Source organism: Burkholderia sp. PvR073, assembly GCF_054055695.1.
In genome coordinates this window covers 14,600-37,244 of sequence record NZ_JBSRXO010000024.1, presented here as the reverse complement: position 1 = coordinate 37,244, position 22,645 = coordinate 14,600, and the positions used below count along the sequence as shown (strand labels likewise).

Annotated in this window: 18 protein-coding genes; 4 read left to right on the top strand and 14 right to left on the bottom strand. The window is 67.5% G+C overall.

What is annotated here, in order from left to right:
- Nucleotides 1-287: 287 nt before the first annotated feature.
- Nucleotides 288-725 carry an ATPase gene (locus ACVK00_RS34055; RefSeq protein WP_228910432.1) on the top strand — a complete coding sequence of 146 codons (438 nt, stop codon included), beginning with the start codon at nt 288-290 and terminating at the stop codon, nt 723-725.
- Between the two features lie 183 nt (nt 726-908).
- Here ACVK00_RS34055 and ACVK00_RS34050 read toward each other — a convergent pair whose 3' ends face one another.
- From ACVK00_RS34050 to ACVK00_RS34010, 9 genes are all read right to left on the bottom strand, one after another.
- Entirely contained in the window at nt 909-1,592 is a 684-nt protein-coding gene (locus ACVK00_RS34050; RefSeq protein WP_284901018.1) for a DUF429 domain-containing protein, read from the bottom strand.
- Between the two features lie 9 nt (nt 1,593-1,601).
- Nucleotides 1,602-2,126 carry an HD domain-containing protein gene (locus ACVK00_RS34045; protein WP_228910430.1) on the bottom strand — a complete coding sequence of 175 codons (525 nt, stop codon included), beginning with the start codon at nt 2,124-2,126 and terminating at the stop codon, nt 1,602-1,604.
- 121 nt (nt 2,127-2,247) lie between these two features.
- On the bottom strand, nt 2,248-5,718 hold the full coding sequence (locus tag ACVK00_RS34040) for a YhaN family protein (RefSeq protein WP_284901020.1): 3,471 nt from the start codon (nt 5,716-5,718) through the stop codon (nt 2,248-2,250).
- A 3-nt stretch (nt 5,719-5,721) separates the two neighbouring features.
- A complete protein-coding gene (locus ACVK00_RS34035) occupies nt 5,722-6,972 on the bottom strand; it encodes a metallophosphoesterase family protein (protein ID WP_284901022.1) in 1,251 nt (416 codons plus the stop codon).
- A 166-nt stretch (nt 6,973-7,138) separates the two neighbouring features.
- Nucleotides 7,139-7,261, bottom strand: coding sequence for a hypothetical protein (locus tag ACVK00_RS34030; protein ID WP_267479001.1), 123 nt, complete (start codon nt 7,259-7,261; stop codon nt 7,139-7,141).
- A gap of 245 nt (nt 7,262-7,506) precedes the next feature.
- Entirely contained in the window at nt 7,507-8,031 is a 525-nt protein-coding gene (locus tag ACVK00_RS34025) for a hypothetical protein (protein WP_284901026.1), read from the bottom strand.
- A 246-nt stretch (nt 8,032-8,277) separates the two neighbouring features.
- A complete protein-coding gene (locus tag ACVK00_RS34020; protein WP_284901028.1) occupies nt 8,278-8,622 on the bottom strand; it encodes a hypothetical protein in 345 nt (114 codons plus the stop codon).
- A gap of 172 nt (nt 8,623-8,794) precedes the next feature.
- The gene (locus tag ACVK00_RS34015; RefSeq protein WP_284901031.1) at nt 8,795-10,783 is read right to left on the bottom strand and encodes a gamma-glutamyltransferase family protein; all 1,989 of its coding nucleotides are present in this window, start codon (nt 10,781-10,783) and stop codon (nt 8,795-8,797) included.
- A gap of 707 nt (nt 10,784-11,490) precedes the next feature.
- Nucleotides 11,491-11,772: a DUF4148 domain-containing protein gene (locus ACVK00_RS34010; RefSeq protein ID WP_228910424.1), complete on the bottom strand. Its 282-nt coding sequence runs from the start codon at nt 11,770-11,772 to the stop codon at nt 11,491-11,493.
- 269 nt (nt 11,773-12,041) lie between these two features.
- Here ACVK00_RS34010 and ACVK00_RS34005 point away from each other — a divergent pair, with 269 nt between their 5' ends.
- The 3 genes from ACVK00_RS34005 to ACVK00_RS33995 are packed head-to-tail and all read left to right on the top strand — an operon-like array spanning nt 12,042 to nt 18,225.
- On the top strand, nt 12,042-15,272 hold the full coding sequence (locus ACVK00_RS34005; protein ID WP_284901033.1) for an efflux RND transporter permease subunit: 3,231 nt from the start codon (nt 12,042-12,044) through the stop codon (nt 15,270-15,272).
- Nucleotides 15,273-15,321: 49 nt separating this feature from the next.
- Complete coding sequence (locus ACVK00_RS34000) at nt 15,322-16,701, top strand: efflux RND transporter periplasmic adaptor subunit (RefSeq protein ID WP_284901035.1); 1,380 nt, start codon at nt 15,322-15,324, stop codon at nt 16,699-16,701.
- A 30-nt stretch (nt 16,702-16,731) separates the two neighbouring features.
- Nucleotides 16,732-18,225 (top strand): efflux transporter outer membrane subunit, encoded by a 1,494-nt coding sequence (locus ACVK00_RS33995; RefSeq protein WP_284901037.1) that lies wholly within the window; start codon nt 16,732-16,734, stop codon nt 18,223-18,225.
- Here the strand turns inward: ACVK00_RS33995 and ACVK00_RS33990 are convergent.
- The 5 genes from ACVK00_RS33990 to ACVK00_RS33970 form a co-directional block, all read right to left on the bottom strand.
- Nucleotides 18,206-19,687, bottom strand: a complete 1,482-nt coding sequence (locus ACVK00_RS33990; RefSeq protein ID WP_284901039.1) for a heavy metal sensor histidine kinase — start codon at nt 19,685-19,687, stop codon at nt 18,206-18,208. The genes ACVK00_RS33995 and ACVK00_RS33990 overlap by 20 nt on opposite strands.
- Complete coding sequence (locus ACVK00_RS33985) at nt 19,684-20,361, bottom strand: heavy metal response regulator transcription factor (RefSeq protein WP_354123376.1); 678 nt, start codon at nt 20,359-20,361, stop codon at nt 19,684-19,686. The genes ACVK00_RS33990 and ACVK00_RS33985 overlap by 4 nt, the downstream gene beginning before the upstream one ends.
- 324 nt (nt 20,362-20,685) lie before the next feature.
- Nucleotides 20,686-21,165: an RES family NAD+ phosphorylase gene (locus tag ACVK00_RS33980; RefSeq protein WP_166723524.1), complete on the bottom strand. Its 480-nt coding sequence runs from the start codon at nt 21,163-21,165 to the stop codon at nt 20,686-20,688.
- The gene (gene parS, locus ACVK00_RS33975; protein ID WP_006753033.1) at nt 21,162-21,617 is read right to left on the bottom strand and encodes a type II RES/Xre toxin-antitoxin system antitoxin; all 456 of its coding nucleotides are present in this window, start codon (nt 21,615-21,617) and stop codon (nt 21,162-21,164) included. The genes ACVK00_RS33980 and parS overlap by 4 nt, the downstream gene beginning before the upstream one ends.
- A gap of 332 nt (nt 21,618-21,949) precedes the next feature.
- On the bottom strand, nt 21,950-22,591 hold the full coding sequence (locus ACVK00_RS33970) for an HD domain-containing protein (protein WP_228910419.1): 642 nt from the start codon (nt 22,589-22,591) through the stop codon (nt 21,950-21,952).
- Nucleotides 22,592-22,645 lie beyond the last annotated feature (54 nt).

The window sequence follows — 22,645 nt, the reverse complement described above, 5'->3', positions numbered from 1 at the left end:
AGGCGTGATTCTAAGCACCCCACCCCGTCTCCGCAAGCCCCTTTGTGAAAATATTTTGAAAAAGCCCCCGTGCGCTGCCGCGCACGGGGGCTTGGTGCATGGCGCTCTAAATACAGCTTCGCCAGGCGCCCGCGAAGGATCCTGCGCGCGTCCTTCTTTCGTCCTATATATAAGAGGCCGACAGCATCCCGTATGTACCTCGCGTCAGTCACCATGCCGCGGAACAAACAAAGGGGTACGCGCCGTCGAGTATCATCCCGCGATCGAACAACGCACTCATACCGACGATGGACAGCACCACTCAATCCGGCGACGCCGATCTTCGCGACGAATATGCCGCGCTGCGCGAGCGCGCCGTCATGCTGGAAGAACAGGTCCCGCCGCTTCTGCAACGCATCTCGGATCTCCTGCCGCGTATCAGCGGCGAGTCCGAACTGGCGGACGAGCATCGCGAACGGCTCGTCGGCGCACGCAACGCCGCGATGGTCTCGATCGAAAACTATCAGCAGGCGATCCCGTTCCTGCAGACGGCCGACTCGATCATCGAGCAGCTCGACAAGACGCCCGAGCGCGACGAGGACATCGAGTGGCGCGAATCGCTGCTGCAGCGGCTCGACGAACTGATCGACGTCGCGGTCGTGATGATCGACGATGCGCAAGCCTATTTCGAGCAAGCGGACGCTTGCGATCTCTCCAGCGTGCCGAAGTCCATTCTCGAAGACTGAGCATCACGGCCGGGAGGCGTACGGCGCATCGCCTGAACATGTTGCGCATGCCACCGGCTGCGCACCTGCCGACCGGCTGTCACTGCTCGACACCTTGACGTCGACAGTCCGATACGTTCCCCGCAAAAGCTCACCTTGCCGTCACGGGCTCACGGGTACCAGCCAGCCGCGGCGCGTGAGTGACTAGAGCGTATCGAGCACGATCGTCTCGCGGACGATCGGCACACGGATATACCCGCCCTCCGCATCGCCATACGCGTGCGCGTTTCCGTCGATCACGTATTGCGCGGTCAATGCGCATAGCGTGGCGTCCCGCGCGTCGACCGAGCGCAGTGTCGACACGTCGATCCCGACTTGCGCGAGCAATTGCCGGCGCTGGTTGCGTTTCTGCTTCGCCGACGCAATCGCCTTGCCGAGCATCGCGCAGGTAATCGCGTACGGGTAGGTCTCGAAGCTCACGCGTCCGCCGGCATACCGTGCGTCGGTGAGCAGCGGATAGGCCTGCGCCAGCGCGCGGTATACGCGCTCGCCCATGAACATCCAGTCGAAGAAGCCCGACGCACTGGTCACGGCCTGTTCGCGCGACGGCGTCGGAAAGCACGAGATCCGCTCGCGCGCGAGCGCCTGCTCGGCCGCGCGGCGTCCGCTTCCCGTCCACCACAGGCTCGGCGCATCGACGCCGACGGCCACCACGTCATGCTCGATACACAGCGAAGGCAGCGCTTCGGGCGCGATTCGCGCCTCACGGCAGACGATCGTCGAGCCCCGCAGGATCACGAGATCGCATTGCTTCTTGTCGCCGCCCACGTCGACGCCCGCCACCGCAGGCGATGGCCACGCGACGGATCGGGATCGGGCCGCGTGCATGGCTGCGCGTCAGTCCGCCGGCCGCGCGTCATACGCGGCATCGAAGATCCCCTCCAGGCCGGGATGCACGCCGCGCATCCGGTCGACGACCGACTTCGCCCAGTCGAAGTACGCCTGCTTGCGCTCGAGCGACCAGTCCGCGGGCGGATGCCGCGCGATGTCGCGCAGGTTGCAGATCTTGTCGGCCAGCTTCACGAGCTTCGCGCGTCGGCTGATGCTCGCCGCATGCTCGACCTGAAGGCGCTTGCGCTCGTCCTTCGGCAACGACTTGTCGTCGGTGACTTCCATCACGATGTCCGCGACGTCCTTGCCGAACAGCCGCAGCAGTTCCTGCTCGGTTGTCTCCGTATCCTCGATCGTGTCGTGCAACACAGCCGCGACGATCACGCGCTCGTCCTCGATGCCGGCTTCGTTGGCCAGCACATCGGCCAGCGCGATCGGATGGTTGATGTACGGCGATGCCTCGTCGTCCTTGCGCCGCTGATTGCGATGCTTGTCCGCCGCGAATGCGATGGCAGCTACCAGCTTGTTCATATTGACCCCTCGTGTGGCCGGACTACGGCCGGCAGAACCGGTCGCGTCCGTTTCGGAACCGCACATACTACCTGTACGCGATGATCATTCCCACGTATCGGGAACATCGAGCCGCCCGACGTCATGCGCCGGCCGTCTCGCGCTGCAGCCCGACCACGTTGACCTGCGCGCCGAACACGTCCCGCACGAGCGGCAGCAGGTGATCGTGGTGCGTCAGGAACAGCACCTGGGTTCGCGTCGACAGATCGCGCAGCGCCTCGAGCCCCGCCTTCGCACGCGCATCGTCGAAGTTGATGAACAGATCGTCGGCAACGAACGGCAACGCGGTCCGGCTGGCGAGCTGCAGTTCGAGCGCCGCGATCCGCAGCGCGAGAAACAACTGATCGCGCGTCCCTTCGCTCAGGCCGGCAACCTCGACCGACGTGCCCTTCGTGCGCCGCGCGTACAGCGCGGGTGGCGTCCGTTCGGTGTCGACGGTCAGCCGTGCGAATTCGCCGAGCGTGAGCCCCGCGAAAATCTCGCCCGCCCGGCGCAGCATCGGCCCCTGCTTCTGGTCGCGATAGCGATCGGTCGCCCACTTCAGCAAACGGCTCGCGGTCGCCGCTTCCAGATACTGTTCGGCCGCATCGCCCATCGCGGCCAGCGCTTCCTGTCGCTTCGCCTCGGCCACGGCCGCGCTCGCCTGGCCGTCGATCGCGCCGAATGCCTGCTGGGCGACGACCTGTTGTTGCGCGAGCGCGTTCAGGCGCTTGCCGACGTCGCCGAGCGACTGCTTCACTGCTTCGAGATGCGCGGGCACGTCGGCGATGTCCTGTTCCGCGACTTCGGCCTCGACGGCCGCCTGGGACAACCCGTCGCCATCGCGCACCAGCGCCTCCTTCGCGGCATCGACAGCCTGCCGAAGCTGGCGCTGTCGATCCGATCGCTCGGCCAGCGGCAGCGCCGCGTCGATCGACGCGACGCCGGCCAGTTGCAGCAACGGCTGAATGCGCGCATCCGCACCCGCCACCGCGGCGGCCGCATCGGCGACCTTGCCGTCGGCCTGCCGCACCGCGTCGTCGGCACGATCGATCGCACGCGCGGTTTCCCGTGCGGCCGCCACGCGCATCGTCAACCGGCGCGCAACGTCCAGCCAGTCGCCGCTCGCCAGCCATGCGGGCTCGAGCGCTTCAGCCAGCCGACGTGCGCCGGCCTCGAGCGCGGCCAGCTCCGCACGGATCGCGGCCATCCGGTTGCGCGGCGCATCGGCGCCGGCCAATTCGGCCGTCACCGCATTCGCGAGCCCGAGCGCCCCTTCCGCTGCAGCCAGCGTCACCGCATTCGCTGACAGCTTCGCGTCGGCGAGCGCATCGCGCCATTGTGCTTGCCACGCATCGTAGGCCGCCTGGGCCTGGCCGGCGCGTGAACGGGCCGTCGCGCATCCGCGTTCGGCTTCGCGCACGCGGTCCTCCAGGCTGTCCTTCTGCGCGAGCGTCTTCTCGGCCGATTGCACGAACGTCTCGGCGATCGCAATGAGCGCCGCCAGCCCGTCGGCGTCGCTGCCGCGCGACACCAGGCGCAGCGCCGTACGCAACGCAGCTTCCGCGCCGGCCCGCGCTTCGCGGATCGTCTCGAATTCGCGGCGCTGGCGGTCAAGCTCGAGTTGCGCGGCAAACACCGTGTCGCGCTTCGCGAGCCAGTCGCCCATCGCCGCCAGCGGCATGCCAGGCACGCCGGCCGTCGCCGCGAGGTCGGACCATGCGTCGCGGTGCGCGGCCAGCTCGCGCTCACGCTCGTCGACTGTCGCCTGCCGGCGCGTCAATACGGCGCGTGCAGACTCGACCTGCTGACGCAGCGATTGCAACGTCGCCGCCGCTTGCGTGGCGCCGAGCTGCGCATCAACGAGTTCGTCGGCGAGGCGAATTGCATCGTCGACGGCCGGCGCACCCGTTGCAAGATCGACCGCGCCGCTGCGGATGTCGCCCCACGCACCGTCGCGGCGTGCGCGCGCCGCCAGCACCTCGGCGGTCGTGACGACCTTGTGGGTTTCGGCGAAATGCTTCTCCTGCAATTCGAGCCGCTCGAGTTCCTCCTGCGCGCCGTCGCGCGCATCGCGTGCGGCGGCCGCCGCGCTCGCGCGCTCGCTTGCTTCGTTGAGCAGCGCGCCGAGCCGCGCCGCCGACGGCACATCGAGCACACGCAGCGCGTCGACCGGCTTGCGCCACTGGCCGAGCGCATCGAGCGCATCAGCGAGCGCGCGCTCCGCGGCGGCGATGTCGCGTTCGAGCGCCTGTTCGCGCTGACCGCTGCTGCGAAAACCCTGCGCGTCGGCGAGCGCCGCTCGAAGCACTTCCGGCACATCGACCGTGGACAGGCGCGCCAGTTGTTCCTGCGCCTGCGCGAGTTCCTGCGTGCGCTCGTCGAGCGATTCGCGCGCGCCGGCCAGCGCCTGATGCAGCGCGCCGTGATCCCGCAACAGGTTCGCGACCGTCTTCAGCGACAGCGCGGTCGGCAGCGACGCGCGCAGCGACGCCTCGTCGGTCGGCCAGCCGAGCTGAGCCGCGGCGGAACCGGCGGCGGACAGATGCCGCTCGACGTCCGCGCCGAGCAACAGCAGATCCTGTGCGTGATTCATGCATGCGCCGCGCAACCGGTCGAGTGCTTCGATGTCGCCTTCGAGCGCCAGCGCGTCGGCATCCGGATCGATCGCATCGCGCGCCTGCCGTTTCGCGAGCAGGTCCGCACGGCGCTCCTCGAGCACCTTCTGTTCGGCCGCGAGATCGCCTTGCGCTTTCAGCAGGTCTGCGTATGCGGTCGGCGGCAACTCGACGACAGCGCCCAGTTCGGCAAGCGCCGCTTCCTTGATCGTCAATTCCTTCAGGTACGGCGCCAATCGCCGCACGCGCTCGAGCTTCGAGCGCAGTGCTTCAAGGCGGCGCTGCTCCGTGCGCGCCTGCTCGATCTCCTGCTCGACCGCATCGCGCGCTTCCTTGCGATCGACCCAGTCGCGCGTGCGCACCTGGACGGCCTTCAGTTCGCCGACCGCTTCGTTGAACGACGCCTCCGCCTGCGCGAATGCGCTGCCGCTGCGTCGCGGCGCCCACAGCTCGCCCGCCCGCACGTCGAGTTCCTCGCGCACGGGCCCGAGCGTGCCGACGCCCGCCGCCGATTCGAACAGCACCTGGCCGAGTTTGTCGGACGCGTCGAGGATGCTCCGGCCGCCGTCGACGAGCCGACCGTGGTCGAGCCCGAACATCTGCTCGAAGAATTCGCGCGTCGCGCCGTCGAGGATGGCGTTCAGATAGTCATCCGGCAGTTTGTCGTCGTCGGGTGTGCGCAGCGGGCTGCGCCCGCGGGCACGATGAAAGGCGAGCGCGCCGGTGCCGCTCTCCAGCACGCCGCCGATCCGCAGTTCGGGCGTCGCATGCAGGAAGTCGAGCGGCGTCTGCAACTTCATCCCGAACAGCAGTTCCGACACGGCCGTCCGGATCGTCGACTTGCCGGCCTCGTTCGGCCCCACGATCACGTGGAAATCCTGGCCGGCCGACGGAAAGCGCAGCGTCTCGTCGGTGAACTTGCCGTACTTGATCAGATCGAGTTGGCTGATGCGCATCGCTTATTCCCCCCTAGCCAGCCGCGCGAGCAACGCGGGGCCGACCTGCTCGACCAGCGCCGTGAGCTCGCCGGCGCGCGCCATCGTCAGCAGCGGCACCTCTTCCTTCACGTCGCTGCGCACCTTGCCGATGAACGGCTTCAGGTCGCGCTCGAGCAGCGCGAGGAAATCCGGATCGTGCGCGGCGTCTGCCAGGATCTGCTTGAGATCCTCCAGCGCCTCGAGTTGCTCGCTCTCGCCTTGCGGCTGCTCGGGCGCGGACGTCGCGAGCCGGACCTTCTCCAGCCACAGCCGTTCGTTGCCGATGATGCCGATCTGGTTCAGCACCTCCGCGCGCAGTTGCGGCGCGCGCCCGAAAAAGAGGCCGTGCGCGGGCGTACGCCCCGTGACCGTCACGCGCACCGCGCGCGGCACGTGGCCATCGACGTTCAGCAGCGCCTCCAGCGACTGGCCGATCTTTCTCGACAGGTCGGCGACCGTCAAGCAGTCGGACGCGTCGACCGACACGGCTTCCCAGCGCAGCACGTCGAGGTACAGACGTTCGATGTGCGTGCGTCCCTGCTCGATCGTCACGAGCACTGCGCCGCGGCGGCCCGTCTCGCGAATATGGCGGCCCTGCAGGTTGCCGGGAAACACGACGGTCGACGGCCCCGACCATTGCTGGAACTCGTGCACGTGGCCGAGCGCCCAGTAGTCGTAGCCTTTCGCGTGCAGCTCCGCCAGCGTGCACGGCGCATAGTTCGCATGCGCGGCATAGCCTTCGAGCGCGGTGTGCAGCACGCCGATGTTGTAGTAACCCGGCACCGGGTCCGGATAGCCGATCGCGAGATTGTCGACGACGGCCTTGTCCTTGAAGCTCTGCCCATGCAGCGCCACGTCGAATTCCGGCAGCCGGTGGGTTTCCGGCTTGCGGTGGCCGAACACGGTGACGTTGTCGGGCAAGGTGAGCTTCTTCGTCATTTCGCTTTCGGCATCGTGATTGCCGCCGAGCACGAATGCGCGAATGCCGGCCTTGCGCAGGCGGCCCATTTGCTGGCCGAAGAAAATGCCGGTGTTGTGGTCCTTCCAGTCGCCGTCGTACAGGTCGCCGGCGATCACGAGGAACGCAACTTCCTCTTCGATCGCACGATCCACGAGTTGCCGCAGCGCCTCGCGCGACGCGTTGCGCAACTGCGCGGCCGGCGCGTCGGGATACGCGCTCAGGCCGTGCAACGGACTGTCAAGGTGAATGTCTGCCGCGTGGATGAACTTCACGAAGATTCCTCTGTTTCATGACGAAGGGGCGATGTCGACCGGCATCGTACGATATCGAACGCCGGGCACGGCCGCCCGTCGCCAGCGGGTCGGGATGGTACCTGAAAGCGGGCGCCGCGCAGGCGCACGCCCGGCAACCCGACGACGGCGAGTTCGTCCCGCCGCGTCACTCGCCGCGCGGCACGGGCGGCGGTGCAAAACCGTTGTCGTTGCCCGGGAACGGATTCGCGTTGCGACGCAGCGCTTCCTCGTCGCTTTCCTTCTGCGCGAACAATGCGACGCCGATCACACCGACGTTCGCCGTCTCGCCGTACTTCGAATTCGTGATGCCTCGGCATGTTACCCGACCACGCTAGGACGCCCGGCAGCCGGGAGCCCCGCTATTTAAGCATGGCGTGCAGGCAATGGGCAGAGCGTACACGGACCGCCTGTTTCGGTCCGCGGCGCACACTTCCGGTCACGATGCACGGCGCATCAATAAAAAAAGCCCGGCCCGCATCGAAGCGGGCCGGGCTTGCGCGGGAAGCGGGTCGCTTACAGCGCGCCGCCTTGCGCCGACGCCGAACCCTTCACGCCGACCGATGCGCCGCCCTGCACCGAGTTCGTCGCGCCCTCGAGCGCTTCGCCGGCCTTCGCCTTCGCGCCGCCGGCGACATCGCCCGCCGTCGACACCGCGCCTTGCGCATGGTTCTTCGCCGAGCTCGCGACGTGCTTCACGTGCGACTTCGTCGCGTGCGTGGCCGATACCGCCGCGTCCTTCGCCGAACCGGCGGCCGAGCCGACTGCCTGCGTCGCGCCACCGACCGCGCCACCGACCGTGTTGCCGGCCGCCGAGCCGACGCTACCGACCGTCTTGCCCACGCCGTTCAGCGCACCGCCGACGACGTTGCCTGCGCCCGCGCCAGCCTGCACGCCCACGCCGCCACCGAGCAGCGGCGTCTGGACTTGCGCGCCGACGCCGGCGGAACCCTCAGCGCCCGTCTGGGCCGTTTGTGCGAAAGCCGCCGATGCGATTGCCGTCAGCGCGGCGCCAAGCAGAATCGTGCGAATCTTGTTCATGGTCATTCTCCCCAAAGACGTTGTTGCTGCGGGCCGCGTTCCGCGGCTGGTCGCATGCCTCACCGCGACGTGCGGCAGGTGGAGCTAATGTAGCGGCGCCAACGTCCAAAACCGTCGAATTGCGGGGACTGTTACTTCAGTTGCAAATGCTGACGATTGACTCACACTGTTTGACAATCACCGCGACCGGCCCGTGATTGGCGTCGTCCGATGGCATGCATCGGTGCGCCGGGCACAACGCGCTGGCTAGCAGGGAAAGCGACCATTTCTGTAGGTATCCCAAAGGACCTCGGTCGGCCAGCCGTCGGTGCGGCCCGACGAACGGCTTCGCGCGATCAGCTCGATGTCGTCGGACACGCACGCCGCGATGTCGGCATTCCCCGATGCCCGGAACGCCAGCCTGAACGCCTTTTCCCTGAGCGCATCCACCGCCCGCTTGTCGAGCGCGGCACCCGGTTCGCCGTCGACTTCGTCGAACGCCGTCATCCAGCGCGCGTCGAACGGCTCCGCGTCGCGGCTGGCCAGCACGCGATCGCAATCGACGTCGCCGAGGAAATCGAAAAACCCCGGGGCCGACAGGATGGCGTCCATTTCAAGCAGATGCGCGTTCGTCACGGCGGCCCCTTGCCACGATGCGTGGCCGTTCTGTTCATCGATCGTTGCCGCCATGCGCCGCTTTCACGTTCGGCATCGGCGACGCGCAGCCCCGTATCCGCCGCGACCGGCAGACGGGAGCCGCACGCCATTCTCCGCTACCGCCGGCTTACGGCCTGAACGTGTCGCCGAGCACGACGCCTTCGCGACGCGGATCGGTACCGCCCTGCAGCGCGGGCGACTGTCCGACCGTCACGCGCATCACGGTGTTGACGCCGCTCGCCTGGGCGGATGTCGATACCTTGTGCCCGAGCGCGACGAGGCCCGCGATCAGCGGATCGTTCGCGCCGTTGTTCGACGCATTGATGTTCGGATGCTCGCCGCCGATGTTCGTCGTCGGGCTGTTGCTCGCGCCGAAGTCGACGAGGCCCGCCGACTGCTGCGCATCGAGCCCCCAGTCGAGCGCGCCGACGAGAGTCTTCACCACGTATTGCGGAATCGTACCGCCGCCCGGCGAACCGGTAGCCATCACGAAATCGCCGCGCGAGCCGTCCGCGGCCGTGCCGAACACGATCGTCGGCGCCATCGAGCTGCGCGGCCGCTTGCCCGGCTGCACGCGGTTCGCCACCGGATTGCCGGCACTGTCGAGCGGGTTCGCCGAGAAATCGGTCAGCTGGTTGTTCAGCAGGAAGCCGTTGGTCATGTGGAACGAGCCCATGCTCGACTCGACGGTCGTCGTCGCGCTCAGCACGCTGCCGTCCGCGTCGACGATCGTGAACTGGTTCGTGCCGTGTTCGATCAGCGTCGTGTCGACGCCGAGCGGCACTGCGCCGAAATTGCCGGGCTGCGCGGTGCCCATGCTGTGGTTCGTGTCGATCAATGCGGCACGCGACTTCAGGTACGGCTTGTTCAGCAGCGTGTCCCACGTGCCGCCCGGCAGCGGCACGAAATCCGTATCGGCCACGTACTTGTCGCGATCGGCATACGCGAGCCGCTCGGCTTCGGTGATCAGGTGCACGCCGGCGACGGTCGGCTTGCCGCCTTCGAGATCGATCGCCGTCGGCTTCAGCGACTTCAGGTCGAAGTTCTCGAGAATGCCGAGCGCCGACGCGACCGCGATACCGCCCGACGACGGCGGCGGCATCCCGCATACCCAGTAGCTGCGATAGGTCGTGCACACGGGGTCGCGACGCTTCGCCTGGTACGCGGCCAGATCGGCGACGGTCGTCTTGCCCGGCGTGATCGTCGAGCCGTCGGCGCCCTGCGTCGTCGCGATCTTCGCGACGATGTCCTGCGCGATCTGCCCCGTGTACAGCGCATTCGCGCCGGACTGCGCCATCAGCGTCAGCGTGTGCGCGTAAGCCGGGTTCTTCAGCACGGTGCCGAGCGTTTTCGGCGTGCCGTCCGCTTTCAGGAAATACGCGGCGGCCTCGGGATCGCGCTTCAGGTTCGCGGCGTTCAACGCGATGGCATCGGCCAGCCGGCCGCCGATCGGGAAGCCGTTGGTCGCGAGCGTGATCGCGTCGCCGAACAGCCCCTGCCACGGCAGCTTGCCGTGATCCTGCTGCAACGCCTCGATGAGCCTCGGTACGCCGATCGTGCCGATCGAACGGCCGCTTGCACGCGCGTTCGGTTGCGGCGCCGACCGGTCGTTCTGGTCGTCGACATAGCGCAGGTAGTTCTCCGTTGCCGCCGCCGGCGCCGTTTCGCGCCCGTCGTACGCCTGCAGCGTCTTGCCGCGCGCATCGTAGTAGAGCAGCACGCCGCCCGAGCCGAGGCCGGTCGCCTCGGGCACCGTCAGGCCGAGCACGGCCTGCACGGCGACCGCCGCATCGGCGGCCGTGCCGCCCCGCTTCAGCACCGCGCAACCGGCCGCACTTGCATACGCGTTCGAGGTGGCCACGAGGTACTTCTTTGCATAGACGGGCTTCATGCCGGTGCGGTAGCCCGACGAGGCTTCCGGCAGCGACGGATCGCCGGGCTGGTTCGAGCCCACGACGACCGTCGAGCCGCTGCTGTCGATCGCGAGGCAGCTCGTGTCGGACACGGGCGGCGACGTGGCACCCGCGTTGTTTTCGATTTCGTCACTGCCGCACGCCGTCATCAGGACGGCGGCGACCAGTGCGGACGCGTACGGGAAAAGCGCGGTTCTGTTCATGGTCTCTCGGGATTCTCGTCGTTCGTTGCGCGTTCGTCACACTGACGGCGCCGCCCCTCGGCGGGCGGACAACGCGATCGATAGTCCCATGACCGGATTTTTTTGCGCAATAAGGAATTGATGCGATGTGACCGGCGCATCGGCGGCGCAGCAGGCACGGGCTTGCTTGACGGCGCCGGCGGTTGCGCCGTCGGTCTCCCGTGCCAATCCGCACGACACCTTTTTGACACCATCGTCCGGGGCCGGCATTCGGGCTCCAAATGCGTGGCCGTGCGTACCGATTCGGTATCGGGACTCAGACAAGGTGGGTGAAACTGGCGATGCGAGCGCCTCGATCGCCTGCGTGATAGACGACGCGCGACAGGGTGACACCGTCGGGATTCACTGTCGCGCCGACTTCGACGTACGTGCGTGAAAAGGATCTCGAGCCGCCACCCCGGATCACCCCTGGGGGCTCGACGAGGCTCGGACCCGCCAGGTCGCGGCAGTCCTGGGTGCGTTGCCGCCGCCATTCGAGGAGGCGGATGCCGTGCGCGACCGCGCGTCATCCGACGCCCGGGTCGGATTGAGCTCGCGCAGCACACTCGCACGGCCGCCGTCGTCGCTCGGCAATTCCGGCTGCCCGCGCGCAAAGGCCGGCATGGCCGTCGCCGCAAGCAACGCGGCGACCACCATCCGGGAACGGAGCTTCGTCACGTTCCCCGGCTTCATTGCGCGCTCGCGGTCGATACGGTCGTTGCCGCGGCGGCCATCGCGGTGCGCTGTTCACCGTGCGCGATCGCGTAGAGCTCGCGGTTGCGTGCGACCGTCGCCGCGCTCGGCGGATAGTCGGAGTTCGAAGTGGGCACGATGCCGTCGCGTTCTGCCTGAACGAGATCGGAAATCACCTCGGCACGGGTCACGCCGGACGACGAAGTCTGTGCGAAGGCGGCCACCGGCGTTCCGACGACGACGGCGAGCAGTGCGGCTGCGATCAGTTTGCGATTCATGATGAAACTCCCGAGAACGGTTCAATGAAGACGCATCGTCGATGCGCCGCCGGCGTGACCGCAATCGCGATTCGCCGCCTGACACGTCCATTCTGGCGATCGACCCGTACCCCACGCTGACCGGCAGATGACAACTTTGAAATCCGTCGCCCGCGCCCGGATAACAGTTTCGTAATGTTCAGGTCAGCATCGGGTCAACGCCGCGCCAGCAGACTGCAAGCTCACCGCATCGAATGCGGCACCCATGCCCTGCTTCGAGGAACAAAATCATGTGGATCGTCCGGCTGGCGTTGCGCAGACCCTATACCTTCGTCGTACTCGCATTGCTGATCTTCATCGCGGGACCGCTCGCGATCCTGCGCATGCCGACCGACATCTTCCCGAACATCGACATTCCGGTCGTCAGCATCGTCTGGTCGTACAACGGCTTTTCCGCCGAGGACATGGCCAAGCGCATCACGTCCAACTACGAGCGCGCGCTGACGTCGGACGTCGACGACATCGAGCACATCGAATCGCAGTCGCTGAACGGGGTGTCGGTCGTGAAGATCTTCTTCCACCCCGGCGCGGACATCAATCGCGCGATCGCGGAAGCCGCGAGCAATTCCGCGTCGATCCTGCGGATCCTGCCGCCCGGCACGCTGCCGCCGAACATCATCACGTACAACGCGTCGACGGTGCCGATCCTGCAGCTCGGACTGTCGAGCAACACGCTTGCCGAACAGCAACTGTACGACCTCGGCAACAGCTTCATCCGCACGCAGCTCGCGACCGTACAGGGCGCGGCGGTGCCGCTGCCGTTCGGCGGCAAGATTCGCCAGATCGTCGTCGACCTCGACACGCGCGCGCTGCAGGCGAAGGGGCTCGCGCCCATCGACGTGGTGAACGCGATCAACGCGCAGAACCTGATCCTGCCGGGCGGCACCGCGAAGATCGGCACGCGCGAGTACAACGTGCAGATGAACGGCAGCACCCAGACGGTCGCCGCGCTGAACAATCTGCCTGTCAAGACGATCAACGGCAATGTGGTCTATGTGCACGACGTCGCGCACGTTCGCGACGGTTACGCCCCGCAGACCAACATCGTGCGGGTCGACGGCAAGCGCGCGGCGTTGCTGACCGTCGAGAAAACCGGCAGCGCGTCGACACTGACGATCATCGACCAGGTCAAGGCGATGCTGCCGAAGATCGCCGCCGGCTTGCCGAAAGCGCTGCACATCTCCGCGCTCGGCGATCAGTCGGTGTTCGTGAAGGCGGCGGTCCAGGGCGTCGTGCGCGAAGCGCTGATCGCCGCCTGCCTGACCGCGCTGATGATCCTGTTGTTCCTCGGCAGCTGGCGCGCGACGTTGATCATCGCCGTATCGATTCCGCTTGCCGTGCTCACGTCGCTGCTCGCGCTGGGCGCGCTCGGCCAGACCATCAACATCATGACGCTCGGTGGGCTCGCGCTCGCGGTCGGGATACTCGTCGACGACGCGACCGTCGCGATCGAGAACATCACGCATCATCTCGAACGCGGCGCGCCGCTGGAAGACGCCATTCTGACCGGCTCGGGCGAAATTGCCGTGCCGACCTTCGTGTCGACGCTGTCGATCTGCATCGTGTTCGTGCCGATGTTCATGCTCACGGGCGTCGCGCGCTACCTGTTCGTGCCGTTGGCCGAAGCGGTGATCTTCGCGATGGTCGCGTCGTATTTCTTCTCGCGTACGCTGGTGCCGACGCTCGCCATGGTCCTGATGCGCGCGAAGGGGCAAGGCCGCCCGCCGCGTGGCGTGTTCGCGCGCATCGCACGATTCCAGGCCGCGTTCGAACGTCGCTTCGAGACGGTCCGGCTGCGCTATCGCGCGCTGCTGTCCGCGGCGATCTCGAATCGCCGCCGTTTCGCGGCCGCGTTTCTTCTTGCGTGCGCCGCATCGACCGGCCTGTTCGCATTCGCCGGCCAGGATTTCTTCCCGTCGGTCGACACGGGCGAGATCCGTCTGCATCTGCGCGCACCGACCGGCACGCGGATCGAGGAAACCGCACGCCTCACCGACGAAGTGGAAGCGCGCGTCCGGACCGTGATTCCGGCGAACCAACTGGCCGGCATGCTCGACAACATCGGCGTGCCGGTGAGCGGGATCAACCTCACGTACGACTCGTCCGACCCGATCGGCACCGAGGATGCGGACGTGAACATCACGCTGAAGCCGAACCACGCGCCGACGGCAGCGTATGTCGCGAAGCTGCGCAACCTGCTCGCCCAATCATTCCCGGGCGTCACGTTCGCGTTCCTGCCGGCCGACATCGTCAGCCAGATTCTCAATTTCGGACTGCCCGCGCCGGTCGACATCCAGATCGTCGGCAACAAGCTGGATCAGAACCGCGCGGTGGCGAATGCGCTGCTCGCCAAGCTGCGCGGCGTGCGCGGCCTCGTCGATACGCGCATCCAGCAGCCCGGCGACGAGCCGGCGATCAACGTCGACGTGGACCGCACGAAGGCGATTCAGGCCGGCCTCGAACAACGCGACGTCGCGCAGAACCTGCTGATCGCGTTGTCGGGCAGTTCGCAGACGACGCCGAACTTCTGGCTGGATCCGCGCAACGGCGTCAGCTACCCGTTGATCGTGCAGGCACCGCAGTATTCCGTCGATTCGCTGCAGGCGCTGGCGAACATACCGCTGCCGACGGGCGCCGCGCGCCCGCCGCAGACGCCCGTCGGCGGTCCGGCCGCAGGCGCGCCCGCACAGAACCTGCTCGGCGCATTGGGCGCGTTCTCACGCGCGACGCAGCAGGCCGTGGTGTCGCATTACAACGTGCAGCCCGTGCTCGACATCTTCGCGTCGGTGCAGGGGCGCGATCTGGGTGGCGTCACGGCCGACGTGACGAAGCTCGTCGACGATGCGCGCGCGCAACTGCCGCCCGGTTCGTCGATCGTGCTGCGCGGCCAGGTGCAGGCGATGCACGAATCGTTTGCCGGGCTGCTCGGCGGGCTCGCGATCGCGATCGCGCTCGTCTACTTGCTGATGGTCGTCAACTTCCAGTCGTGGCTGGATCCGCTCGTGATCGTTGGCGGCCTGCCCGCATCGCTCGCCGGTATCGCGTGGATGCTGTTCGTCACGCGCACCACGCTGTCGGTGCCCGCGCTGACCGGCACGATCCTGTGCATCGGCATCGCGACCGCGAACAGCATCCTCGTCGTCAACGCGGCGCGCGAGCTGATCGCGAGCGGCACACCACCGTGGCAGGCCGCGCTCGACGCCGGATTCAGCCGCTTCCGTCCGGTCGTGATGACCGCACTCGCGATGCTGATCGGCATGTTGCCGATGGCGCTCGGCCTCGGCGACGGCGGCGAACAAAATGCCCCGCTTGGCCGTGCCGTGATCGGCGGGCTGGCGTTCGGCACGCTGTCCACACTGCTGTTCGTACCTGTGCTGTTCGGCTTCATTCACGCGTGGCTCGACCGACGCCGCGAAGCGGCCGCCGCCCGCCGCGTGCAGGACATGCCGGTGGTGCGCTGATCGCGAACGCATCCCGATTCCCTTCGACTCGCCCGACATCGAGCTCATCATGAACGACACGACCGAACCTCTCACCCCGCCGCCGGCTGCCGAACCGGAAACGATGCCGCCTGCCGCGCGCGGCGCAGCGCCGGAAACACCGCCGCCCCGGCGCGGGCGCAAGCTGGCCGTCCCGCTTGCCGCGATTGCCGTCGCCGCCGCGCTGCTCGCGATCGGCATCGTGCCGCGCATCGACGCGCGCGCCGCGCAGCGCCACCAGGTGGCTGCGCAGCAGGCGCTGCCGGTGACCGTGATCCAGCCCGGCGCCGCGCCGGCCGACCAGACGCTCACGCTGCCGGGTGCCGTGACGCCGTATGCGGAAGCGTCGATCTACGCGCGCACGAGCGGCTACATCGCACACTGGAGCGCGGACATCGGCACGCATGTGAAGGCCGGGCAAACGCTCGCGCAGATCACGGCGCCCGACCTCGACGCGCAGCTGCGCCAGGCGCGCGCGGACGCGGCGACGGCGCAAGCGAACTACGACTATGCGAAATCGACCGCGCAGCGCTGGCAGGACATGCTGAAGACGCAATCGGTGTCGCAGCAGGACACCGACACGAAGGTTGCCGACATGAACGCGAAGCGCGCGATGCTCTCATCCGCGCAGGCCAATACCGCCCATCTGAACGAGCTCGTATCGTTCGAATCGGTGAGCGCGCCGTTCGACGGCGTGATTACCGCGCGCAACGTCGACGTCGGCACGCTCGTGACGGCGGGCGGCACGCCGGGCAGCCCCGGGCTGTCGGGCGAACTGTTCCATCTGGAGCAGACCGACACGCTGCGCGTGTTCGTCGACGTGCCGCAGGACAGCGCGACCGGCGTCTCCACCGGCACGGCCGTCTACCTGACCACGCAGCAGTATCCGGGGCGGCGCTTCGCCGCGCACGTCGCCCGCAGCGCGGGCGCGATCGACCCGGTCACGCGCACGCTGCGTGTCGAGATCGACGTCGACAATCGCGATGGCGCGTTGCTGCCCGGCGCGTATGCGCAGGCGCACCTGCTCGTGCCGAGCGCGGCGCCCGCGTTCGAGCTGCCGGTCAGTGCACTGCTGTACCGGTCGAACGGCGTGACGGTTGCAACGGTCGACGCGAATGGACGCACGGCGCTGAAGACCGTGCAGATCGGGCGCGATTTCGGCACGCATGTCGAGATCGTCGCGGGGATCGGCGCGACCGATCGCGTGATCGACAACCCGGGCGATTCGATCGCAAGCGGCGAAACCGTGAAGATCGTGTCGGTCGAGCACGGCGCGGTGCCAGCCGCTTCGCCAGCCGCTTCGCCGGCAGCGCAACCGGGCACGGCAAGCGGCGTGCCGTCAGCGCCACGCGCGGCGACGTCCCTGCCCGCCTCCGCGCCCGTTGCGCCTACCTCGAACGCCCGCACCTGACCCGCCATGCCTACCCGTGAGATTCCCGCCATGCGTCTTCCTCACCCGCTCCCGTTCGCCCGCCGCGTCGTCGCGCTCGGCGTTGTCACCGCGTTGGCCGCTTGCTCGACGCTGCCGCCCTATTCGCCGCCGACCGTCGCCGTGCCCACGCACTATGCGGGCGCACCAGCCGCGCAACCGGGCTGGCATGTCGCGGCGCCGGCCGATGCCGCGTCGCGCGGCGCGTGGTGGACCGTGTTCAACGACGCAGATCTGAACGCGCTCGAAGCGCGCGTCGACGTGTCGAATCAGACCGTGAAGAAAGCCGTTGCCGACCTCGAGCAAGCGCGCGCAACGGTCAACTACCAGCATGCGGGCTTTCTGCCGACAGTGACCGCGGGCGTGGCGCAAAGCCGTTCACGCATATCGCAGAACAAGCTGGGTTCGTCCCTCGCCGGCAAGACGACACCCGACCATCAGGTCGGCGTGACTGCAAGCTGGGAACCCGACGTGTTCGGCCGCGTGCGCGATGCAGTGGCAGGTGCGCAGGCGAACGCGGACGCAAGTGCGGCCGATCTGCAAGCCGTCAAACTGTCGGTCACGGCCGAACTCGCGACCGACTATTTCGCGCTGCGCTCGCTCGACACGCAAAAGCAGCTGCTCGACGACACGGTGCGCGCGTATGCGGATGCGCTGAAGCTGCTGCAACAGCAGCTCGCGGCCGGCGCGATCGATGCGTCCGCCGTCGCACAAGCCGAAACGCAACTGGAAGCGACGCGCACGCAGGACACCGACATCGACGCGTCGCGTGCGCAGCTCCAGCATGCGATCGCGACGCTCGTCGGCGAAAGCGCATCGACGTTCGCCCTGCCGCCGCGCGTTCAAGCGTTCGACGTGCCGGCCATTCCGGCTGGCGTGCCATCGCAACTGCTCGAACGACGGCCTGACATCGCGGCTGCCGAGCGTCGCGTCGCGGCCGCGAACGCGCAGATCGGCGAAGCGCACGCCGCGTTCTTCCCCGACCTCGTGCTGTCGGCGAGCGCGGGGCTCGAAAGCGGGTTCTTCATGCCGTGGCTGACCGCGCCAAGCCTGTTCTGGTCGCTCGGCCCGCAACTCGTCGGCACGCTGTTCGACGGCGGCCGGCGCAGCGCGACGCTGCGCGGCGCGCACGCGCAGTACGATGGCGAGGTCGCCGACTATCGGCAGACCGTGCTGGGCGCATTCCAGCAGGTGGAGGATCAATTGTCCGCGCTCGATGCGCTCGCGTCCGAAGCCGCCAGTCAGCGGCGCGCGACCGACGCCGCCGACCTGTCGCTGCGGCTGACGACGAATCGCTTCAATGCCGGCGCCGTCAGCTATCTGGACGTGGTGACCGCGCAGACGATCGCGCTGACCAATCGGCGCCAGGCCGACCAGATCGCCGCGCGCCGGATGGAAGCTTCGGTCGGATTGCTGAAGGCGCTGGGCGGCGGCTGGCACGCGGGCGCGGATATCGCCGCTTCCGCCGCCGGGTCGGGCACGGCGATCAAGACGCAAGGTTCCTGACGAAGATGAGGATGAACCGCGTGCCCGCAGCGTCGCTTTCGACCCGCGCGGTGCCGCCGTGCAGCTCCATCACCGAGCGCACGATCGCGAGCCCGAGCCCGGCCGTGCCGCCCGGCACGCCGCCGCTGCGCGCGGGGTCGCCGCGCACGAATCGGTCGAAGATGCGCGGCAGCAACGCGGGATCGATCGGCTCGCCCGGATTCTCGACGACGACGCGTACCGCGTCCGCCGTTTCGTCGACGCTCAGCGCGATGACGCCGCCTGCAGGCGTATAGCGCAGCGCATTCGCGAGCAGGTTGCCGACCGCGCGGCGAAACAGTTCGACATCGGCAGTCAGTTGGCCGTGCCCTTCGACGCGCAGCGTCGAACCCGCTTCATCGGCGAGCCCTTCGAAGTATTCGGCGATGCGCGTCAGCTCGTCATGCACGTCAAATGCGCGCTGCCGCGTCACGAAGGTCGGATGTTCGGCGCGCGCGAGAAACAGCACGTTCTCGATCATCCGCGCGAGACGGTCGTATTCCTCGAGATTCGATTCGAGCAGCGCCTGGTATTCGCCGGGCGAACGCGGCCGCGCAAGCGCCACTTCGGTCGCGCCGCGCATGTTGTTCAGCGGCGTGCGCAGGTCGTGCGCGAGATCGGCGCTGAATTGCGACAGATGTCCGAAAGCTTGCTGCAGCCGGCCGAGCATCGCGTTCTGCGCATCGACGAGCGCGCGCAGTTCGCGCGGCGCACGCGCGGCGTCGAGCCGCGCGTCGAGCTTGTCGACGGTAATCCGCCCGGTGTTCGCGACGATCTCGCGCAGCGGGGCGAGCGCCGTGCGGATCAGCCAGTAGCTGAGCAGCATCGCGCACAGCGCGCCCAGCCCGCCAGCGATCTTCAGCTTGTTGCGATAGCCGTCGAGCAGTTCGGCGCGATCGCTCATGTCGCGCGCGATCGCGATGCGGATCTGCGTACCGTCGCGCAGCATGGCGCCGGCAACGACACCGCGCACGGGCGTGCCGCCGTCGGCGCGCCATGTCGCGATCCGGTCGACCGTGATCCGGTCGGCCGCCGGCACCGGCGCCGCGTCGCGCGGAAACAGCTCGGCATCGGGCAATGCAGGCGGTGCGGGCGACGCCGTGCCCGACGCAGCCGTCGGCAGATCCTCGCGCTCGTTGCGCCTGACGTTGTGCCGCGCGAGCACATTGCCCCGATCGTCGACCACGGCCATCGAGAGTGCCGCGTTGCCGAGCACCTGGCTCGTCAGCCGGTCCGCGTGCGCGCGCACGGCGTCGAGCGAATCGAGTTCGCCCGCGAGCCGGCGCGTGTGTCGCGCGGCAAGCACGATGTCCAGATCGTCCTGCGTCCTCACCTGCCGCTCGAGGCCGGTATACACGTACGTGCCGACGAGCGCGAAGACCGCGAGCATCGTCGCCCCGAACGCGAGCGCGAGCGTCGCGCCAAGCGATCGACCGAGCGTCATGCACCGTCCTTCGGTTCGAGCACGTAGCCTACGCCGCGCACCGTATGGATCAGCTTGACCGGAAATGCATCGTCGATCTTCGCGCGTAGTCGCCGGATGGCGACTTCGACGACGTTGGTGTCGCTATCGAAGTTCATGTCCCAGACATACGACGCGATCTGCGTGCGGCTCAGCACTTCGCCTTGCCGACGCGCGAGCAACTGCAGCAGCGAGAACTCGCGTGGCGTCAGGTCGATCCGCACCGCGCCGCGCTTCACGCGACGGCGCACGACGTCGATTTCCAGGTCGCCGACCACGACGCGCTCGGTCTCGCGTGGTGGCCCGCGGCGCGCAAGCGTGCGGATGCGAGCGAGCAGTTCGACGAATGCGAACGGCTTCACGAGGTAATCATCGGCGCCCAGTTCGAGACCGTGCACGCGGTCCTGCACATCGTCGCGCGCGGTCAGGAACAGCACGGGCGTGGTATGGGTATCGCGCAGGCGCTTGAGCACGCCCCACCCGTCGAGCACGGGCAGCATCACGTCGAGCACGATCACGTCGTAGTTCTCTTCCTGCGCGAGCATCAGCCCTTCCGCGCCGTCCTTTGCGAGATCGATACTGAAGCCGGATTCCTCGAGCCCTTTCTTCAGATACGCGGCCGTCTTCGGTTCGTCTTCGACTATCAGGATGCGCATGCTTGGCTCCATCGCATTCGGTTGGAATATGCGGCGATGTTACCGGTAAACCAGCGGGCGAAAGGCTTCGCCGACCGGCGGCATGGCTCGATTACGAAAATGTAATCAGCGGGTCAGCGCGTTGACGGTCGCGGCATTGCGCACGTCGTGACGACGCGTCGGCGCTTTGCCATACCGCGGTTCGCTTCCAGCGTATTAACGGCTGCTGATCGGATGGCGGTCGATCTCGGTGGATGCACCCGCATCGGCACTGCCGTTTCGTGCACCACGCGGCGGCGGCGCAATGAACGACATGTTCCTGTTGCTTGCCGTGCGCGGTGCGCCCTATTCGCTCTTGTTCGACTGGACCAGCCGCAGAATCCGGCTGTCGTACGGCGACTGCATGACTTCCGCAATGCGGATGTCGGATGCGGCCGGGTGCAGCGGGTTCAACAGGAAGTTGTGCGCGTGCGGCACGACGACGCTCGGTACGCGCAGCAGTGCGCTCGGCTGCGTGTGCAGCCACTCGGTGCCGGCGCTGCGGGTCCAGTCGACGTTCTCCCGCCAGTCGGCCGGCGCATCGCCTTCCGCGATCTCCGCAACGTCCACCGATTCAGACACCTCGACGCGCAGCAACTGGTATCCGCTCGGCAATTGCGCAACGGTGGCCATTTCGAAGTGGACGAGCGTCTCGAGCAGCGCGAGCGCCGGATGCTCGGCGAGATAGACGACGGGCTGCCCGGCAAAATGCCAGCGCCCGCCGGCCCGCAAGCCGCCGATGCCTTTCAGATCGGCGTAATTGCTGATCCGCCACAGCGTCGTCAAGCGAAATACCCCTCGTCGATCTGCGTGAGCGCCTCTTCGACGAGTCGCGCGCCGTGCTCGGTGCTCGACATGTCGAGCGACGTGCGGCCGCCGAAGCGCTGAAGCCCGTTGCGCAACCACGCCATTGCCTTGTCCTGGTCGCCGAACGTGGCCGTCGCCTGCGCGACGATGCGCGCAAGCCGGATCGCCTTGTCGGATTCCTCCGGCGACAGGCGCTCGTGCGCCTGGCGGCGATGGCTCAACGTGCGCCGCGGGATGATGAAGGCGAGTTCGTCCGACTTCAGGCCCCGCTCCGACAGCCGATCGATCACCGCGACGTCGACGCGCGCGCTCGCCAGCTCGGCGAGATCGGCGCCCGAGCGCACGCGAATCGCGAGCAGTTGCTCGAGTATCGTGAATTCGGCCTGGCGCGGGTGCGCGACGCCCGAAGGGTGAAACGCGATCGTGCTCATGATTCTTCTCCGGCAATTTGCCCAAACATTATAGGCGTTTTGCCGAAGGCAGGCAGATTCTTGTCGTCAGCGGTTCGATCGCGCATCGTCACGGGGGTCGTCGGACCGGGCTTTCGACGCCTTGCTCCGGCCCCATTACATGCTGTCGCGGGCGCGCAATCGACGGTTCGCGCGGGAGCGGAGGCAGTGAAATTCAGGATATGAAGGGCTGTACTGGCGTCATGTGGTTGTCACGTAACAACTTTTCTAAGGAATAACGATCGGCAGGCGCAAGGCGCGACGCCCTTGGCGCCCTCCCTCCGACGCCCCGCCAGCGCCGACGCCAACGCCGATCAACCGCCCCATGCCGACGATCGGATCACGCTGCAGAAATTACCTGCATGGAAATGCGGATCCTTGTCGGCCAGCACATCGGCCTTCACGTTGCCGAACGTCGTGTCCGGCTTGTGCCGGATGCCGTCGTAGAACGCCTGGATGATGTCTTCCTTGAAATGCGGCGTGCGTGGATGCGCACGGACGACGGCGTCTCGTTCGACGTCGCTGTACGCCGGATACGTGAGGCCCAGCACGTCCATCTCGACACCCGCGGTGACGAGCGCGACGACCGGATGCATGTGCCGCGGAATGCCGGGTGTGGTGTGCAGCGCGATCGCAGTCCATACGACGTCGATGTCCTGCTGCGAAATGCCCTTGCTCTTCAGGAAATCGCGAGCGGCATTGGCGCCGTCCACTTCGAATCGTTCGCACGCGCTGCTGTGCCGATGCGTGAGTCCCATGTCATGAAACATGCAGCCGCAATAGAGCAGCTCGGGATCGTAGCGGAGCCCGCGGTGCTGCCCCGCAAGCGCGCCGAAGTAGTAGACGCGGCTGGAGTGATGAAACAGCAACTCGGACTCGGTATCCCGTACGAGTTCGGTGATCTCGCGAGCGAGTTGGCTATCGGGAACGGTGATGCCGGCGACGTTCACAGTCATGATCGACCTCCATTGAAGACAGCAACCATTCTCCGGAGGCCCGGGTTTGGCATC

Coding starts and splice junctions, on each gene's coding strand:
- ACVK00_RS34055 (WP_228910432.1), top strand. CDS start 288: ATGGACAGCACCACTCAATCCGGCGACGCCGATCTTCGCGACGAATAT.
- ACVK00_RS34000 (WP_284901035.1), top strand. CDS start 15,322: ATGAACGACACGACCGAACCTCTCACCCCGCCGCCGGCTGCCGAACCG.
- ACVK00_RS34015 (WP_284901031.1), bottom strand. CDS start 10,783: ATGAACAGAACCGCGCTTTTCCCGTACGCGTCCGCACTGGTCGCCGCC.
- ACVK00_RS34020 (WP_284901028.1), bottom strand. CDS start 8,622: ATGGACGCCATCCTGTCGGCCCCGGGGTTTTTCGATTTCCTCGGCGAC.
- ACVK00_RS34050 (WP_284901018.1), bottom strand. CDS start 1,592: ATGCACGCGGCCCGATCCCGATCCGTCGCGTGGCCATCGCCTGCGGTG.
- ACVK00_RS34025 (WP_284901026.1), bottom strand. CDS start 8,031: ATGAACAAGATTCGCACGATTCTGCTTGGCGCCGCGCTGACGGCAATC.
- ACVK00_RS33985 (WP_354123376.1), bottom strand. CDS start 20,361: ATGCGCATCCTGATAGTCGAAGACGAACCGAAGACGGCCGCGTATCTG.
- ACVK00_RS33990 (WP_284901039.1), bottom strand. CDS start 19,687: ATGACGCTCGGTCGATCGCTTGGCGCGACGCTCGCGCTCGCGTTCGGG.
- ACVK00_RS33970 (WP_228910419.1), bottom strand. CDS start 22,591: ATGACTGTGAACGTCGCCGGCATCACCGTTCCCGATAGCCAACTCGCT.
- parS (WP_006753033.1), bottom strand. CDS start 21,617: ATGAGCACGATCGCGTTTCACCCTTCGGGCGTCGCGCACCCGCGCCAG.
- ACVK00_RS34010 (WP_228910424.1), bottom strand. CDS start 11,772: ATGAATCGCAAACTGATCGCAGCCGCACTGCTCGCCGTCGTCGTCGGA.
- ACVK00_RS33995 (WP_284901037.1), top strand. CDS start 16,732: ATGCGTCTTCCTCACCCGCTCCCGTTCGCCCGCCGCGTCGTCGCGCTC.
- ACVK00_RS34005 (WP_284901033.1), top strand. CDS start 12,042: ATGTGGATCGTCCGGCTGGCGTTGCGCAGACCCTATACCTTCGTCGTA.
- ACVK00_RS34045 (WP_228910430.1), bottom strand. CDS start 2,126: ATGAACAAGCTGGTAGCTGCCATCGCATTCGCGGCGGACAAGCATCGC.
- ACVK00_RS34040 (WP_284901020.1), bottom strand. CDS start 5,718: ATGCGCATCAGCCAACTCGATCTGATCAAGTACGGCAAGTTCACCGAC.